The sequence below is a fragment of the Dactylosporangium sp. NPDC051541 genome, from assembly GCF_044454505.1.
GTDB lineage: Bacteria > Actinomycetota > Actinomycetes > Mycobacteriales > Micromonosporaceae > Dactylosporangium.
In genome coordinates, this window is sequence record NZ_JBITDU010000028.1 from 37,671 (window position 1) to 57,248 (window position 19,578).

Annotated in this window: 1 protein-coding gene (cut by both window edges); it reads right to left on the reverse strand. The window is 71.0% G+C overall.

The whole window is internal to a non-ribosomal peptide synthase/polyketide synthase gene (locus tag ACIA8L_RS53725) on the reverse strand: the coding sequence, 60,447 nt in all, runs 16,539 nt past the left edge and 24,330 nt past the right edge, and what appears here is coding positions 24,331-43,908, spanning codon 8,111 (complete) through codon 14,636 (complete); reading right to left, the first codon wholly in view occupies positions 19,576-19,578. Both the start codon and the stop codon lie outside the window.

A 19,578-nucleotide genomic window follows, 5' to 3' on the forward strand; every position in this document is an offset into this window, starting at 1 on the left:
CACATCCGGGTCAACGTGCACGACTCGGCCGCCGGTGGTCAGCGCGGTGAACAGCACCGTGTTGCCGAAGTCAGTCGTCGGCGGCTGCAGCAACGCATACGTGGTGCCGGGCGCGCCGATGCCCAACCGCTCCGGCACGGTAGTGACGTAATTGAGCAGCCCCCGGTGGGTGACCTGAACCGCCTTCGGGCGGCCCGTCGAACCCGACGTGAACATCACATACGCGACCCGATCCAACGCCAGACCGGGCACCTGGGGAGCCGTGTCCGGCATGACGTCGATCATTGGATCATCCAGCAGCACCGTGCGCAGCCGACCCACCGGCAGATCACCAATCAGGTCGGCGGAACCGACGAGCACCGAGACACCCGCCTCGGCGAGCTGGAACTTGGACCGCTGGACCGGCAGCGACGGGTCCAGGGTCACGTAGGCGCCGCCCGCCCGCCACACGGCCAGCACGGCTTGCACGAAGTCGTCGCCGCGCTCGACCGCCAGGCCGACCACCGACTCCGGGCCGACGCCGACCGACCGCAGATAGTTCGCCAGCTGGTTGACCCGCGGGTCCGGGTAGTCGATCAGCGCCTCCACGCCCGTCACGGACGGCAGTGGGAGTGCGGGTGCCTCATGCCATGAACCGGCCGACAGGGCCAGCTGGGACAGGTGCGCATGCTCGGTGATCTCCGCGAGCAGCTCCAGGAAGTGCGCGATCAGCCGGCGAATCGTGGACTCGTCGAACAACCGCGTCGCGTAATGCACCGCGCCGATCAGGCCCAGGCCGTCCTCGGCCACGATGAGGCGCAGGTCGAACTTGGCCGGCAGGTCCTGCACCTCGCCCGACGGCGCCCGACCGTCCTGGCCCGTGAAGTAGTTGAACAGCACCTGAAACAGCGGACTGCGGGACCGGTCGCGGTCGTGGACCAACTCGTCGACCAGACGCTCGAACGGCACGTCCTGATGCGCGAACGCCTGCAACGTCTCGGTCCGCACGCGGGCCAGCAGTTCGCCGAACGTCGGATCACCGGACAGGTCCGTACGCAGGACCAACGTGTTGACGAAGTACCCGATCAGGCCCTCGACCTCGGCCCGGTTCCGGTTCGCGATGGGCGTGCCCACCACGATGTCGTCCTGGCCCGAATAGCGGGACAGCAGCATCGTGTACAGAGCGAACATCGTCATGAACATCGACGCGCCCGACCGGCGCGACAGCGCCCGCAGCCGCTGCGCGACCTCGTCGGGGATCGCAAACTCGATCATCGCACCGTCCGACGACCGCACCGGCGGGCGCGGACGATCCGTCGGCAGCTCCAGCACCGGCGCATCGGCCAGGCGCTCGGACCAGTAGGCCACCTGAGCATCCAGGACTTCGCCCGTGAGCCATTGGCGCTGCCAGACGGCGAAGTCCGCGTACTGGATCGGCAGCTCCGGCAGCGACTCCCCCCGGATCAGCAGGTCGAGCTCGCGCTGGACGACACCGGAGGACCATTCGTCGCCGACCACGTGGTGCATGGTGAGGGCGAGGACGTGCTCGTCGGCGGCCAACCGGAGCAGGGTCGCGCGGAACAGCGGCCCGGTGGCCAGGTCGAACGGCACCGCCGTGTCCGCGGCCAGCCACGCCTCCAGCTCCTCCGCCGGCAGCTCCACGACCGGCAACTCGAACGCCGCCGGCGGATCGATAACCTGCCGGGGCACCCCGTCCTCGCCGGCGACCAGCCGCGTACGCAGCACCTCGTGCCGCGCCACCAGCCGGCTGAGCGCCGCGGCGATCCGGTCCGCCTCGACGTGACCGGTGAGCTCGATCGGCGTCGACACGTTGTACTCGGTCGACTCCGGATCGAGCTGCGCCAGGAACCACAGCCGCTGCTGCGCGAACGACAGCGGGATCGCCCGCGCCCGCCCGACGGCCACGATCGGCGGCGCCGCCACCCCCGGCGCCGCGTCTTCGATCGCGGCGGCTAGCCCGGCGACGGTCGGCGCGTCGAACACGGCCGCGACCGGCACCTCCGCACCGAACACCGCGCGGATACGCGACACGACCTGTGTCGCCAGGAGCGAGTGCCCACCGAGCACGAAGAAGTTGTCATGCACCCCGACCTGCTCGACGCCGAGCAGCTCGGCCCAGATCGCAGCGAGCACCTCCTGCACCGGCGAAGCTGCCGCGGCAAACACCGTCGTCGACTCCGGCTTCGGCAACGCCGAACGATCGACCTTGCCGTTCGGATTCAACGGCAGCGCGGGCAGCTCGACGAAGGCGGACGGCACCATGTACTCCGGCAGCCTCCGGCGCACGAACGCGGCGTCGGCTGCGCCGACCACATAGGCCACGAGTCGCTGCCCATCGACCACCACGACCGCCTCGGACGCCCCGGCCTCGCGCAGCACGGCCTCGACCTCACCGAGCTCAACCCGGAACCCGCGCAGTTTCACCTGGCGGTCCGCGCGGCCGACAAACTCGAGCCGCCCGCCAGCGTTCCACCGCACCACATCACCGGAGCGATACAACCGAGAACCGTCCGCGGCGAACGGATCCGCCACAAACCGCTCGGCCGTCAACTCCGCGCGGCCGGTATAACCGCGGGCCACGCCGACACCGCCGATGTAGGCCTCGCCGGGCACGCCGACCGGCACGGGGTTGAGGAATCGGTCCAGCACGTGGACACGCACGTTCGCCAGCGGGGCACCGATCGTCACGCCCGGGCCGGCGGTGCTCATGACCGTAGCCTCGGTCGGGCCGTACGTGTTCACCACTCGGAAGTGCGGGGACCATCTGGCCGCCAACTGCTCGGTGAGCAGCTCCGCGCCGAGCACCCACGTATCCATCCCAGGCACGTCCGCCGGGTCGAGCTGGGAGAGCAGGGACGGCACGACACTGGCCGCCACCACACCCGCCTCGTTGATCAGCTGGGTCAGAGCGCGCGGATCCGAACGCTCGTCGGCCGAGGCGATGACCAGCGTGCCGCCGGCCGCGAGCACCACCGCAAGGTCGAACACGGCCGCGTCGAAGCTGAACGAGGCGAACTGCAGCACCACTCGCTCGGCGCCGAGGTGCGGGCCCATCTGCGATGCCAGGTTGACGACCCCGCGGTGCGACACCACCACACCCTTTGGCCGGCCGGTCGAACCCGACGTGTAGATGACGTACGCGGCCTGGTCGCTCCGCACGGCCGGCAGATCACCTGCCCGCTGCGCCACCTCCTCGGGCAGCGCGTCCAAAACGAGCGCCGCACCCGAGTCGGCGATCATGAACTCGAGACGGTCCGCCGGATACGTCGGGTCCAACGGGAGATAGGCCGCACCCGCCCGCCACACCGCCAACGCCGCCACCACGAAGTCGACCCCTCGACCCAGGCGCAGACCAACCACCGATTCCGCACCCACGCCGGCTCCCCGAAGCCAGGTAGCCACACGACCCGACCGATCCCACAGGTCGGCGTACGTCAACGCCGTGTCACCGCACCGAACAGCCAGCGCATCCGACGACGACGGGATCAGGTCCAGCACCGACGACGCCGAAAGCGCAGAACCCGCCGGCGCCGACCACGCCCGCACCGCCGCCGACTCATCAGGAGTCAGGACCGGGACCTGGGACACCCGGCGGTTCGCGTCCGTGGCCAGCGCGGCGAGGACCTGGCGGAAGTGGCCGACCAGTCGCACCATGCGGGCGCGGTCGAACAGCGCCGTGCTGTACTGCACCGAACCGATCAGCTCACCGCCGGACTCCGCGAGCGAGACGGAGAGGTCGACCTTGGCGGGCATCGCATACGCGCCCTCGGCCACGGTCCGGTGGCCGGAGTCGTCGGCCGCGTAGTTGAACAGCACCTGGAACAGCGGTGTCCGCGACCGGTCCCGCTCCACACCCAGCTCGTCGACCAACTGCTCGAACGGCACATCCTGATGCTCATACGCGCCCAGGGTCACCGACCGCACCCGGCCCAACAACTCGCCGAACGTCGGATCACCGGACAAATCCGTACGCAACACCAGCGTGTTGACGAAAAACCCGATCAGGCCCTCGACCTCGGCCCGGTTCCGGTTCGCGATCGGGCTACCGACCACAACGTCGTCCTGACCGCTGTACCGCCCGAGCAGCACACTGAACGCCGCGAAGACCGTCATGAACATCGAGGCCCCGGCGTCGCGCGCCACCGACCGGAGCGCCTCGGCGACGTCGGCTGGGATGGCGAAGTCGAGGTCGGCGCCGGCCGTGGAGCGCTGGGCGGGGCGGGGCCGGTCCGTCGGCAACTCCAGCGTCGGCACGCCGGCCAGGTGATCGGACCAGTAGGCGACTTGACCGTCCAACACCTCGCCCGTGAGCCATTGGCGCTGCCAGACGGCGAAGTCCGCGTACTGCACCGGAAGCGCCGGCAGCGTCGCACCACGGAGCAGCAGGTCCAGCTCCCGCTGCAGGATGCCGGCCGACCACTCGTCGCCGACCACGTGGTGCATCGCGAGGGCCAGGACGTGCTGATCCGGGGCGAGGCGCAGCAACGTCGCCCGGAACAGCGGTCCCGTCGCGAGGTCGAACGGCACCAGCGCGTCCGCCGCCAGCCAAGCCTCGACCGCGTCGGCCGCCTCGGTCGCGTCGGTCGCATCGGTTGGCAGCTCCACCACCGGCAGCTCGAACGGCGCCGGCGGGTCGATCACCTGCCACGGCACCCCGTCCGCGTCGGCGACGAGCCGGGTCCGCAGCGCCTCGTGCCGCTCGACAAGCGCGCTGAGCGCCGACGCCAGCCCGTCCACGTCGAGCGAACCGTCGATCGCGATCCGCATCGGCAGGTTGTACTCGGCCGATCCAGGGTCCAGCTGCGCCAGGAACCACAGCCGCTGCTGCGCGAACGACAACGGCAGCGCCCCGTCCCGACCGGCCGCGACGATCGGCGGGACGGCGGCCGCGCCCGCCCGGCCCGCCAGCACGACGGCCAGCCCGGCCACGGTCGGCGCGTCGAAGATCGCCGCCACCGGTACCTCGACGTCGAACGCCACCCGGATGCGCGAGACGACCTGCGTGGCGAGCAGCGAGTGCCCGCCGAGGCTGAAGAAGTCGTCGAACGCGCCGACCCGGTCCACGCCGAGCAACTGCGCCCAGACCCCGGCCAGCAACTCCTCCGTGGTCGTGCGCGGCGCCACGAAACCGAGCTCCGACCGCACACCATCCGGGACCGGCAACGCCGAACGATCAATCTTGCCGTTCGGCGACAACGGCAACGCGTCCAAACCGACGAACACCGACGGCACCATGAACTCCGGCAACCGCTCCCGCAGCAACTCCCGCAAACCGTCGATCCCGGCCGGGACCACATAAGCCACCAGCCGATCCTGACCGTCAGCCACCACCACCGCGGCACTGACCTCAGGATGCGCGGTCAGGACGTACTCGATCTCCGCCGGCTCGACCCGGAACCCACGCACCTTCACCTGCACATCAGCCCGGCCCAGAAACTCCACCTGACCGTCCGGCCGCCACCGGCCCAGATCGCCCGTCCGATACAGCCGCGAACCATCGGCGGCGAACGGGTCGGCCACGAACCGTTCCGCGGTCAGGTCCGGACGACCGCCATACCCATGGGTGAGGCCAGGCCCGCCGAGGAACAACTCCCCCACCACACCGGCGGGCACGGGGTTGAGCCACCGGTCCACCACGTGCACACGCGTGCCGGGCAGCGGCCCACCGATCGGCGCCGGCCCATCGCCCTCCACGGACGACAGTTCACAGAACGTCGAGTCGATGGTGGCCTCGGTGACGCCGTATGCGGTCAGCACCCGCACGCCGGGCAGCACGCGACGAGCCCGGGCGGCCGCATCCAACCGCCACACATCGGTCGTGACCACCAGCAGCCGCAGCGAAGGCAGCGACGCCCCAGTCCGCTCCAGATGCTCCACCAGTGCGTCCACATAGCGCGGCGCACACTCCAGCGCCTCCACACCGTCCAACGTGGACGCGAATACAGCCGGGTCGAGCTGCGCGCCCGGCTCGCCGAGCACCAGGGTGCCACCGGAGCACAACGCCCGCACCACATCACCGGTAAACACGTCGAAGCTCGCACTCGCCAGCGACAACCACCGCAATCCGCGACCATCAGGGAAGTACGCCTCCGACCAAGCGGTGAACACGGACAGCAGCGCGGCGTGCGGCACCAGGCTCGCCTTCGGACGCCCCGTCGAACCCGACGTGTAGATCACCGCCGCCAGCCCGGCCATCGTCCGGTCAGGACTGTCCACTCCGGTGATGCCGTCCGGGCCGATGGTTACCGACACACCGCTGTCGGCCGTCATGAACTCCAGGCGCTCGCCCGGGTACGCCGGGTCCAGCGCGAGATAGGCCGCGCCGGCGCGCCACACCGCCAGCACCGCGACGATGAGATCCACGGTCCGCGGCAGCGCCAGGCCCACCACCGAGCCTGCGCCGACGCCGCGGCCGCGCAGCTCGGCCGCCAAACGGTCGGCGCGGGTGAGGAGCTCGACGTAGGACAGCGACACCCCGTCGGCGACCACCGCCAGGTCCGCCGAGGGCGTGATGAGGTCGTGCACGCGACCGGACAGCGAGACCACCGGGCCGCCATCGGACCAAACGCGCAACCGACCCGACTCTGCCTCGGTCAGCACCGGCAGCGCCGACAACCGCCGACCCGAATCGGCCGCGACCGCCGACAACAGCACCGACAGGTGACCGATCAGTCGGCGAATCGTCGACTCGTCGTACAGCGCCGTCGCGAACTCCACCCCGCCCACGAGCCCGCCGGCGCGCTCGCCGATGGACAGCGACAGGTCGAACGCGGCCGTACCGCGGCGAACGCCCTCAGCGGGAGTGTCATCGGCGGTGGCGACGTAGTTGAATAGAACCTGGAACAGCGGGCTGCGGGACCGGTCCCGCACCACGCCCAGCTCGTCGACCAGCTGCTCGAACGGCACATCCTGATGCGCGAACGCCGCAAGGCTGTCGGCCCGCACCCGGCCCAGCAGCTCGCCGAACGTCGGATCACCGGACAGATCCGTGCGCAGGACCAGAGTATTGACGAAGAAACCGATCAGGCCCTCAAGCTCGGCCCGGTTACGGTTCGCAACCGGGGTACCGACAACGATGTCCTCCTGACCAGACCAGCGACCCAGCAGCGCGGCAAAGGCCGAGTACAACATCATGAACATCGACACGCCGGATTCGCGCGAGACCGTGCGGAGGCGCTCGGCCACGGCGGGCGGGATCTCGAACGGGATGACCGCACCGTCAGTGGAGCGGACGGCGGGGCGCGGCCGGTCGGTGGGCAGCTCGAGGATCGGCGCGCCGGCCAGGCGCTCGGACCAGTAGGCGACCTGGCCTTGCAGTACCGCGCCGGTCAGCCACTGCCGCTGCCAGACGGCGAAGTCGGCGTACTGCACCGGCAGCTCCGGCCGGTCCGGCTCCATCAGCTCGCGGTACAGGATGCCGGCCGACCACTCGTCGCCGACCACGTGGTGCATGGCGATGGCGAGCACGTGCCGCGCGCCGCCGTCCACCCGCAGCAGGGTGCCCCGGAACAGCGGCCCGGCCGCCATGTCGAACGGCACCGCCGCATCGGCCGCCAGCCACGCGTCGACGTCCCCGGCCGCGATGTCCACAGTGGGCAGTTCGAACGGCACCGGCGGGTCGATGGCCTGCCACGGCACGCCGTCCTCGTCGGCGACGAGCCGGGTCCGCAGCACCTCGTGCCGGGCGACCAGCCGGCCGAGCGCGTCCGCCAGCTCCGCCGCGTCGACGTCGCCAGGGAGTTCCAGGGAGACCGGCGTGTGGTACTCCGCCGAGTCGGGCTCCAGCTGCGCGAGGAACCACAGCCGCTGCTGCCCGAACGACAGCGGGAGCCGCTGCTCCCGGTCGACGGGCACGATCGCCGGCGCGACGACGCCCGGGGCCGCCGCCTCGACGACGGCCGCCAGCCCGGCCACGGTCGGCGCGTCGAACACGGCCGCCACCCGCACCTCGACCGCGAACAGGCTGCGGATCCGCGACACGACGCGGGTGGCGAGCAGCGAGTGCCCGCCGAGTGCGAAGAAATTGTCCTCCACGCCGACCCGGTCGACGCCGAGGACGTCGGCCCAGACGCCGGCGATGAGCTCCTCGGCCGGGGTACGCGGAGCGACGAACTCGCCGCCGACCGTCGCGCCATCGGCGGACGGCAGCGCGGCCCGGTCCACCTTGCCGTTGCGGTTGAGCGGCAGCGCGGTCAGCTCGACGAACACCGACGGCACCATGTACTGCGGCAACCGCTCACCCAGCGCCACCCGCAACCGCTCCACCGGCAGCATCTCCCCGTCCGACACGAGATACGCCACCAGCCGATCCCCGTCAGCCACCACCACCGCCGCCGACACCCCCGGCTGCGCGGTCAGCGCATACTCGACCTCACCCGGCTCGATACGGAACCCGCGCACCTTGACCTGGGTGTCCAGCCGTCCGAGGTACTCCAGCGGGCCCTCGGGCCCGCGCCGGACCCGGTCGCCGGAGCGGTAGAGCCGCGAGCCGTCGGCGGCGGCCACGAAGCGCTCCGCGGTCAGGTCCGGACGGCCGATGTACCCGCGGGCGACCCCGGCGCCGCCGATGAACAGCTCGCCGGGGACCCCGTCCGGGACCGGGTTCATCGCCGGGTCCAGGACGTGCAGCCGGGTGTTGGCGATCGGCCAGCCGATCGGGATCGCGCCCTGATCGTCGGGGGTCACCTCGTACACGCAGCAGCCCACGACGGTCTCGGTCGGGCCGTACTCGTTGACGATCACCGTGCCGGGCGCGTGCTCCAGCCAGGGTCCGGTCTCGGCGACGGTCAGCGCCTCGCCGCCGACGACGAGCCGGCGCGCGAGGCCCGCCATCTGCTCGCCGGTGAGCGACTCGCTCAGCAGCCGCAGGTGCGCCGGGGTCAGCTTCACCAGGTCGAACCCGCCCGGGTCGAGCGCGACCGCGGCCAGGCCCTCGACGCCGTCGGACTCGTCCACCAGCACCGCTGCGGAGCCGCACACCAGCGGTACCAGCAGGCTGGTGACGGTGAGGTCGAAGCCGAGCGAGGAGTGCACCGGCGCGCCGAGCCGCCCGCCCGAGCCGTACGCCCCCGCCGCCCAGCTCAGGTAGTTGATCAAACCGTGGTGCGTGACCTGCACACCCTTCGGGGTCCCGGTCGAGCCCGACGTGTAGAGCACGTAGGCGGACTGGGCGGGGCGCACCGCGACGGCCGGGGATCCGTCCGGCGCTCGCCCGATCGCCTCCAGGGTGGCCGGGTCGTCGAGCTCGACGGTGCGTAGGCCGGCGCGCAGGGCGCCGGGTGCGTCGCTGTCGGCGAGCAGCAGGGTCGTGTCGCTGTCGGCGAGCATGGCGGCCAGGCGCTGCGGCGGGTAGCCGCGCTCCAGCGGCAGGTACGCGCCGCCGGCCTTCCAGACCGCCAAGATGGCGACCACCAGGTCGACGCCGCGCCGCAGGCACAGTCCGACGACCTGCTCAGCCCCGACGCCCTGCTCCCGTAGGTGATGTGCGAGACGGTTCGCCCGCCGCTCCAGCTCCGCGAACGTCAGCCGGTCCGCGCCGGCGATCACCGCGGGATGGTCGGGCCCGGCCGCCGCCCGCTGCGCCACCAGCTCGTGGGCGCCCCCGATGTCCGGCAGTCGTACCGCCGTGCCGTGCCCCTCGGCCAGCGCCCGCAGCTCCGCCTGGGTGAGCAGCGGCAGGCGCGACAGGGGCCGGGTGGCGTCGGCCGCGACCGCCGCCAGCAGGGTTCGCAGGTGACCGGCCATGCGCTCGGCGGTGGCGTCGTCGAACAGCGCCGTGCTGTACCGGATGGAACCCACCAGCCGCCCGCCGGCCTCGCCGACCAGCACCGACAGGTCGTACTTCACCGGCAGGTCGCCCTGCCCAGCGCCCTCCTCCTCTTCGGCGGCCAACTGGTCGTCGCCGTCGGCGGTGGCGTAGTTGAACAGTACCTGGAACAGCGGCGTGCGCGACCGGTCCCGCTCGACGCCGAGGTCGTCGACGAGCTGCTCGAACGGGAGGTCCTGATGGGCGTACGCGGCCAGGGTCTGCGACCGTACGCGCTCGAGCAGCTCAACGAACGTGGGGTCACCGGCGAGGTCGGTGCGCAGGACGAGGGTGTTGACGAAGTACCCGATCAGACCCTCGGTCTCGGCCCGGTTCCGGTTGGCGATGGGGGTGCCGACGACGATGTCGTTCTGGCCGGTGTACCGCCCGAGCAGCGCATCGAACGCCGAGAGCACGGTCATGAACATCGAGGCACCGGCGTCGCGGGCGACCGCCCGCAACCCGTCGGCGACGTCGACCGGCACCTCGAAGTCGACCGCGCCGCCCGCGGTGGACCGCACGGCCGGCCGCGGCCGGTCGGTCGGCAGCTCCAGCGCCGGGGCGCCGGCGAGCCGGTCGCGCCAGAACCCGAGCTGCTCGGCGAGCACGTCGCCGGTGAGCCAGTCCCGCTGCCAGACCGCGAAGTCGGCGTACTGCACCGGCAGCGGCGGCAGCAGGCGCTCCCCCGCGTGCAGCGCCTCCAGCTCGCGCCGCAGAATCCCCATCGACCACTCATCACCGACGACGTGATGCATGGCGAGGGCCAGCACGTGTTCCTCGGCGCCGAGCCGCAGCAACGTCGCCCGGAACAGCGGCCCGGCCGCGAGGTCGAACGGCACGGCGGCGTCCGCGGCCAGCCAGGCCCCGGCGGCCGCCCCGCGGTCGCGCTCCCCGGACAGGTCGACCACCGGCAGCTCGAACGGCGCCGGCGGGTCGATCACCTGCCACGGCACTCCGTCCGCGTCGGCCACCAGGCGCGTGCGCAGCACCTCGTGCCGCGCCACCAGCTCCCCCAGCGCCTCGGCGAGGGCGGCCAGGTCGACCGCGCCCCCGAGCGCGATCGCCATCGGCACGTTGTACTCGACCGACTCCGGCTCCAGCTGCGCCAGGAACCACAGCCGCTGCTGCGCGAACGACAACGGCAGCGCCCGGTCCCGCCCGACCGGCACGATCGGCGGCGCCGTCAGCCCCGGCGTGGCGGCGTCGATCACCGCCGCGAGCCCGGCCACGGTCGGCGCGTCGAAGATCGCCGCCACCGGTACCTCGACGTCGAACACGACCCGGATGCGCGAGACGACCTGCGTGGCGAGCAGCGAGTGCCCGCCGAGGCTGAAGAAGTCGTCGAACACGCCGACCCGGTCCACACCGAGCAACTGCGCCCAGACCCCGGCCAGCAACTCCTCCGAGGTCGTACGCGGCGCCACAAAGCCGAGCTCCGACCGCACACCATCCGGGACCGGCAACGCCGAACGATCGACCTTGCCGTTCGGCGACAACGGCAACGCATCCAAACCGACAAACACCGACGGCACCATGAACTCCGGCAACCGCTCCCGCAGCAACTCCCGCAAACCCGTAACACCCGCCGGCACGACGTAGGCCACCAGCCGGTCCTGGCCATCGGCGACCACCACCGCCGCACTGACCTCAGGATGCGCGGTCAGGACGTACTCGATCTCCGCCGGCTCGACCCGGAACCCACGCACCTTCACCTGCACATCAGCCCGGCCCAGAAACTCCACCCGACCGTCCGGCCGCCACCGGCCCAGATCGCCCGTCCGATACAGCCGCGAACCATCACCAGCGAACGGATCGGCCACGAACCGCTCCGCGGTCAGGTCCGGGCACCCGCCATAGCCGCGGGTAAGGCCGGACCCGCCCAGGAACAGTTCACCGACCACCCCGGCCGGCACAGGGTTGAGCCAACGGTCCAGCAGATGCAGGCTCGTGCCGGGCAGGGGGCTGCCGATCGGCGCCGGGCCTTGCTCTTCGAGTGCGGTGACCACGTGGTAGGTCGAGTCGATGGTGGCCTCGGTGACGCCGTATGCGGTCAGCACCCGGACACCGCTGAGCACGCGGCGCGCCCGGGCGGCCGCATCCAAGCGCCACACATCGGTCGTGACCACCAGCAGCCGCAGCGAAGGCAGCGACACCCCCGTCCGCTCCAGGTATTCGACCAGCGCGTCCACATAGCGCGGCGCACACTCCAACGCCTCAACACCATCCAACGCGGACACGAACACAGCCGGATCGAGCTGCGCGCCCGGCTCACCCAACACCAGCGTCCCACCGGAGCACAACGCCCGCACCACATCACCGGTAAACACATCGAAGCTCGCACTCGCCAGCGACAACCACCGCAACCCGCGACCATCAGGGAAATGCGCCTCCGACCAAGCCGCGAATACCGACAGCAGCGCGGCGTGCGGCACCAAGCTCGCCTTCGGACGCCCCGTCGAACCCGACGTGTAGATCACCGCCGCCAGCCCGGCCATCGTCCGATCAGGACTGTCCACTCCGGTGATGCCGTCCGGGCCGATGGTTACCGACACACCGCTGTCGGCCGTCATGAACTCCAGGCGCTCGCCCGGGTACGCCGGGTCCAGCGCGAGATAGGCCGCGCCGGCGCGCCACACCGCCAGCACCGCGACGATGAGGTCCACGGTCCGGGGCAGGGAGAGGCCGACCACCGAACCGGCGCCCACACCCCGCCCACGCAACTCGGCCACCAAACGGTCGGCGCGGGTGAGGAGCTCGGCGTAGGACAGCGACACCCCGTCGGCGACCACCGCCGTGTGCACCGAGGGCGTGATGAGGTCGTGGACGCCACCGGACGGCGGGATCACCGGGCCGCCGTCGGACCAGTTCCAGACCTCACGGGACTCGGCGTCGGTCAGGATCGGCAGTGCCGACAACCGTTGAGCCGAATCGGCCGCGATCGCTGACAGCAGCACCGTGAGGTGGCCGATCAGTCGGCGGATCGAGGACTCGTCGAACAGCGCCGTAGCAAACTCCATGCCACCCACGAGCGCGCCGTCGCGCTCGCCGATGGACAGGGTCAGGTCGAAGGCGGTCAGGCGGGCGGTCGCCGCGCCGCCGCCCCCGTCGGCGACGTAGTTGAACAGAACCTGGAACAGCGGGCTGCGGGACCGGTCCCGCACCACGCCCAGCTCGTCGACCAGCTGCTCGAACGGCACATCCTGATGCGCGAACGCCGCAAGGCTGTCGGCCCGCACCCGGCCCAACAGTTCGCCGAACGTCGGATCACCGGACAGATCCGTGCGCAGGACCAGAGTATTGACGAAGAAACCGATCAGGCCCTCAAGCTCGGCCCGGTTACGGTTCGCGACCGGAGTGCCGACAACGATGTCCTCCTGACCAGACCAGCGACCCAGCAGCGCGGCAAAGGCCGAGTACAACATCATGAACATCGACGCCCCGGACTCCCGGGACAGGCCGCGGAGGCCCTCGGCGACGTGCGCCGGGATGGTGAAGTTCAGGACCGCGCCGTTGGTCGACCGCACGGCGGGGCGGGGCCGGTCGGTCGGCAGCTCCAGCGCCGGGGCGTCACCCAGGCGGCCGCGCCAGAACCCGAGCTGCTCTTCGAGGACGTCGCCGGTGAGCCAGGCGCGCTGCCACACGGCGAAGTCGGCGTACTGCACCGGCAGCTCCGGTAGCCCGCGACCACCGGCGTAGAGCGCGTCGAGCTCCCGCTCGAGGATCGCGTTCGACCACTCGTCGCTGACGACGTGGTGCTTGGCGATGGCGAGCACGTGCTCGTCCGGGCTGACGCGCAGCAGGGTGGCCCGGAACAGCGGCCCGGTCGCGAGGTCGAACGGCACGGCCGCGTCGGCCGCGAGCCACCCGGCCACGTCCTCGGCCGCGATGTCCACAATGGGCAGATCGAACGGGGCGGGCGGGTCGATCACCTGCCACGGCACGCCGTCCTCGTCGGCGACGAGCCGGGTCCGCAGGACCTCGTGCCGCGCCACGAGCGCGCCCAGCGCCGCCGCGAGGGCCGCCGCATCGGCGCCGCCGTGGTAGGTCACCGCGATCGGCGTGTTGTACTCGGCCGACTCCGGCTCCAGCTGCGCCAGGAACCACAACCGCTGCTGCGCGAACGACAACGGCAGCTTCCGGCCCCGGTCAACGGCCACAATGGACGGCACCACGAGTCCGGGTGCGGCCGCCTCGACCGCCTCCGCGACTCCGGCCACGGATGGCGCGTCGAACAGCGCCGCCACGGGCAACTCGACCCCAAACGCCGCCCGGATGCGGGAGATCACCTGGGTGGCGAGCAGCGAGTGCCCGCCGAGCTCGAAGAAGTTGTCGTGTACGCCGACGCGGTCGATGCCCAGGACGTCGGCCCAGACCTCGACAAGGATTTCCTGGGTGGGTGTCTGCGGCGCCTGGTATGCGGCGTCGAGCTCGGGCCGCGCCTGATCCGGCGCCGGCAACGCCGAACGATCGACCTTGCCGTTACCCGTGCGCGGGATCGCGGCCAGTTCGACAAACACCGCCGGGATCATGTACTCCGGCAGCCGCTCCCCCAGGAAGCTTCGCAACTGGGTGGTCGACGGCATGCCGTCCTCGGCGACCAGGTAGGCAATCAGCCGTCCGTTGTCGGCGACGATCACGGCCGCGGTGATGGCCGGGTGGGTGAGCAGTGCGGCCTGGATCTCGGCCGGCTCGATCCGATACCCACGAACTTTGACCTGATCATCCACCCGGCCAAGGAACGAGATCAGCCCGTCCGGACGGCGCTTGACCACGTCACCGGTCCGATACAACCGTCCACCCGGCATGAACGGATCAGCCACAAACCGTTCAGCGGTCAACTCCGGCCGACCCCGGTACCCGCGAGCCAAGGCCGCCCCACCGACATAGAGCTCGCCGTGCACCCCGACGGGCACCTCTCGCAGGGACCGGTCCAGCACGTAGAGCCGAACATTCGGTAGCGGCGCGCCGATCGGGACCACCACATCGTCGAGCACGGCGTCGCTGAGCCGGACCGTCGCCACCCCGATCGTCGTCTCCGTCGGACCGTAGTGGTTGGCGACGATCCGGTTCCCGGCTGCCGCGACGAGCAACTTGGCCAGACCGATTGGGGTGGCCTCACCGCCCAGGACCAGCGTTCGCGTGGGGAGCAGGTCGTCGAGCGGCGAGGCCTCGAGCAGGCTGGCCAGGTGCGAGGGGACGATCTTCATGTAGTCGGCGTGGTGGCCGGCCACATCGTCAGGGTCGAGGTAGAGCAGCCGGCCGCCGGTGGTCAGCGCGGTGAACAGCACCGTGTTGCCGAAGTCGGTCGTCGGTGGCTGCAGCAGCGCGTAGGTGGCGCCGGGTGCGCCGATGCCGAGGCGTTCGGGGACGGTGGTGACGTAGTTGAGCAGCCCGCGGTGGGTGACCTGAACCGCCTTCGGGCGACCGGTCGACCCGGACGTGAACATCACATACGCGACCCGGTCCAATGCCAGACCGGCGACCTGCGGTGTTGCCGCCGACATCGCCTCGATGAGCGGGTCGTCCAGTAGGACCGTCCGCAGCCGGCCGACCGGCAGTTCACCGATCAGGTCGGCGGAACCGACCAGGACCGAGACGCCGGCTTCGGCGAGCTGGAACTTGGACCGCTGGACCGGCAGCGACGGGTCCAAGGTCACGTACGCGCCGCCCGCCCGCCAGACCGCCAGCACCGCGCGCACGAAGTCGTCGCCGCGCTCGACCGCCAGGCCCACCACCGACTCCGGGCCCACGCCGACCGACCGCAGATAATTCGCCAGCTGGTTGACCCGCGGGTCCGGATAGTCGATCAGCGCATCCACGCCCGACACCGCCGGCAGTTCCAGCGTCGGCGCCTCATGCCAGGAACCGGCCGAGAGTTGCAGCCGCGACAGGGGCACGTCGTCGGCGACCGCCGAGATGAGCTCCAGGAAGTGCGCGATCAGGCGGCGGATCGTGGCCTCGTCGAACAGGCGGGTCGCGTAGTGCATCGCACCGACCAGCCCGGGGCCGCTCTCCGCCACGATCAGCCGGAGGTCGAACTTGGCCAGGAGCTCCTGGACTCCATCGGCTGGCTCCTGCTCGGCGCCACCGGCGAAGTAGTTGAACAGTACCTGGAACAACGGACTGCGGGACCGGTCCCGATCATGCACCAACTCGTCGACCAAACGCTCGAACGGCACATCCTGGTGCGCGAACGCCTGAAGGGTCTCGGTCCGCACACGAGCCAGCAGTTCGCCGAACGTCGGATCACCGGACAGGTCCGTGCGCAGGACCAAGGTGTTGACGAAGTAGCCGATCAGGCTCTCGACCTCGGCCCGGTTGCGGTTCGCGATGGGCGTGCCGACGACCACGTCGTCTTGTCCCGAGTAGCGGGACAGCAGCATCGTGTACAGGGCGAACATCGTCATGAACATCGACACGCCCGACCGGCGCGACAACGCCCGCAACCGCTGCGCGACCTCATCCGGGATCGCAAACTCGATCATCGCACCGTCCGACGACCGCACCGGCGGCCGCGGACGATCCGTCGGCAGCTCCAGCACCGGCGCATCGGCCAGGCGCTCGGACCAGTAGGCCACCTGAGCATCCAAGACCTCGCCAGTCAGCCACTGGCGCTGCCAGACGGCGAAGTCCGCGTACTGGATCGGCAGCTCCGGCAGGGCCTCCCCGCGGCGCAGGGCCTCCAGCTCGCGGCGCAGGATCGTCTCGGACCACTCGTCGCCGACCACGTGGTGCATGGTGAGGGCGAGGACGTGCTCGTCCTCGGCCACCCGGAGCAGGGTCGCCCGGAACAGCGGACCGGTGGCCAGGTCGAACGGCACCGCCGCGTCCGCGGCCAGCCACGCCTCGACCGCGTCGGCAGCCACCTCGACCACGGGCAGCTCGCATGCCGCCGGCGGATCGATAACCTGCCGCGGCACGCCGTCCTCGCCGGCGACCAGCCGCGTACGCAGCACCTCGTGCCGCGCCACCAGCCGGCTGAGCGCCGCGGCGATCTCGCCCGCGTCGAGGTCGCCGGTCAGCTCGATCGGGGAAGACACGTTGTACTCGATCGACTCCGGGTCCAGTTGTGCGAGGAACCACAGCCGCTGCTGCGCAAACGACAGCGGCGCCGGGACATCGCGCCCAACCGGCACGATCGGCGGTGCCGTGATGCCACTATTCGTGTCCTCGACCACGGCGGCCAGCCCGGCCACGGTCGGCGCGTCGAACACGGCCGCGACCGGCACCTCCACACCGAACACGGCGCGAATGCGCGACACAACCTGCGTCGCCAGCAGCGAGTGCCCGCCGCGCACGAAGAAGTTGTCATGCACCCCGACCTGCTCGACGCCCAGCAGGTCGGCCCAGACCGCGGCCAGCACCTCCTGCACAGGCGACGCTGCCGCGGCAAACACCGCCTCCGACTCCGGCTTCGGCAACGCCGAACGATCAATCTTGCCATTCGGATTCAACGGCAGCGCGGGCAGCTCGACATAGACGGACGGCACCATGTACTCCGGCAGCTTCCGGCTCACGAGCTCGGTGTCGGCTGCGCCGACCACATAGGCCACCAGTCGCTGCCCATCAACCACAACAACCGCCTCGGACGCCCCGGCCTCCCGCACGACGGCCTCGACCTCACCGAGCTCAACCCGGAACCCGCGCAGTTTCACCTGGCGGTCCGCACGACCAACGAATTCCAGCCGCCCGTCAGCATTCCACCGCACCACATCACCGGAGCGATACAACCGCGACCCGTCCGCGGCGAATGGATCCGCCACAAACCGCTCGGCCGTCAGGTCCGCCCGACCCGCATAGCCACGAGCCACACCGACCCCGCCGATGTACGCCTCGCCCGTCACCCCCACCGGCACCGGATTCAGGAAACGGTCCAGCACATGGACACGCACATTGGCCAGCGGGGCACCGATCGTCACGCCCGGACCGGCGGTGCTCATGACCGTAGCCTCAGTCGGACCGTACGTGTTGACCACCCGGAAGTCCGACGACCATCTGGCCGCCAACTGCTCGGTCAGCAATTCCGCGCCGAGCACCCAGGTATCCATCCCAGGCACATCCGCCGGGTCGAGCTGAGAAAGCAGGGACGGCACCACACTGGCCGCCACGACCCCCTTCGTGTTGATCAACTCGACGAGGGCCCGGGGATCTGAACGCTCCTCCGCCGAGGCGATGACCAGCGTGCCGCCCGCCGCGAGCACCACCGCGACGTCGAACACGGCGGCGTCGAAGCTGAACGAGGCGAACTGCAACACCACCCGCTCCGCGCCGAGGTGCGGGCCCATCTGCTCCGCGAGGTTAACGACCCCGCGGTGCGAGACCACCACACCCTTCGGACGGCCCGTCGAACCCGACGTGTAGATCACATACGCGGCCTGGTCACCGCGGATCGCGGGGAGATCACCTGACCGCTGCGCCACCTCCTCCGGCAGCGCGTCCAAGACGAGCGCCGCACCCGAGTCGGCAATCATGAACTCAAGGCGGTCCGCCGGATATGTCGGATCCAGCGGGAGATAGGCCGCACCCGCCCGCCACACCCCCAGCGCCGCCACCACGAACTCCACACCTCGGCCGAGGCGCAGACCGACCACCGATTCGGCACTGATGCCGGCGTCCAGGAGCCAGGCGGCCACACGACCCGACCGGTCCCACAGGTCCGCGTAGGTCAACGCCGTGTCACCGCACCGAACAGCCAGGGCATCGGACGAGGACGGGATCAGGTCCAGCACCGACGACGCCGACAGCGCCGAACCCGCCGGCGCCGACCATGTCAGCACCGCCGCCGACTCATCAGGAGTCAGGACCGGGACCTGCGAGACCCGGCGACGCGGGTCCGCCGCCACTGCCGTCAGCACCTGCCGGAAGTGCCCGATCAGCCGCTCGATCCGGGCTTCATCGAACAGCGCCGTGCTGTACTGCACCGAACCGATCAGCCCACCCGCGGACTCCGCCAGCGAGACGGCGAGGTCGACCTTGACCGGCATCGCGTACGAACCATCAGTCACCGTCCGTTCGCCGAGGTCGCCGGCGGTGTAGTTGAACAGCACCTGGAACAACGGCGTGCGGGAACGGTCGCGCTCCACGCCCAGCTCGTCGACCAGCTGCTCGAACGGCACGTCCTGGTGCGCGAACCCGTCGAGCAGCGTCGCGCGGACCCGGCTCAGCAGTTCGCCGAACGTGGGATCGCCGGAGAGGTCGGTGCGCAGGACGAGGGTGTTGACGAAGTACCCGATGAGGCCCTCGACCTCGGCCCGGTTGCGGTTCGCGATGGGCGTGCCGACGACTACGTCGTCCTGGCCGGAGTAGCGGGACAGGAGCAGCGCGTACGCGGCGAACATGGTCATGAACATCGACGCGCCGGACGCCCGCGAGAGGGCGCGCAGCCGCTGCACGACATCGGCCGGGATCGCAAACTCGATCACCGCGCCGGCCGACGAGCGCACCGGCGGGCGGGGGCGGTCCGTCGGCAGCTCTAGCGTCGGCGCGCCGGCCAGGCGGCCGGACCAAAAAGCGACCTGCTCGTCGAGCGCCGCGCCCGTCAGGCACTGGCGCTGCCAGACGGCGAAGTCCGCGTACTGCACGGGCAGCGCCGGCAGGGTCTCCCCGCGGCGCAGGGCCTCGAGCTCGCGCCGCAGGATCGCCTCGGACCACTCGTCGCTGACGACGTGGTGCACGGTGAGGGCCAGCACGTGTTCGTCCGCGGACACCCGCAGCAGCATGGCCCGGAGCAGCGGCCCGGCGGCCAGGTCGAACGGCGCCGCCAGGATGGCGTC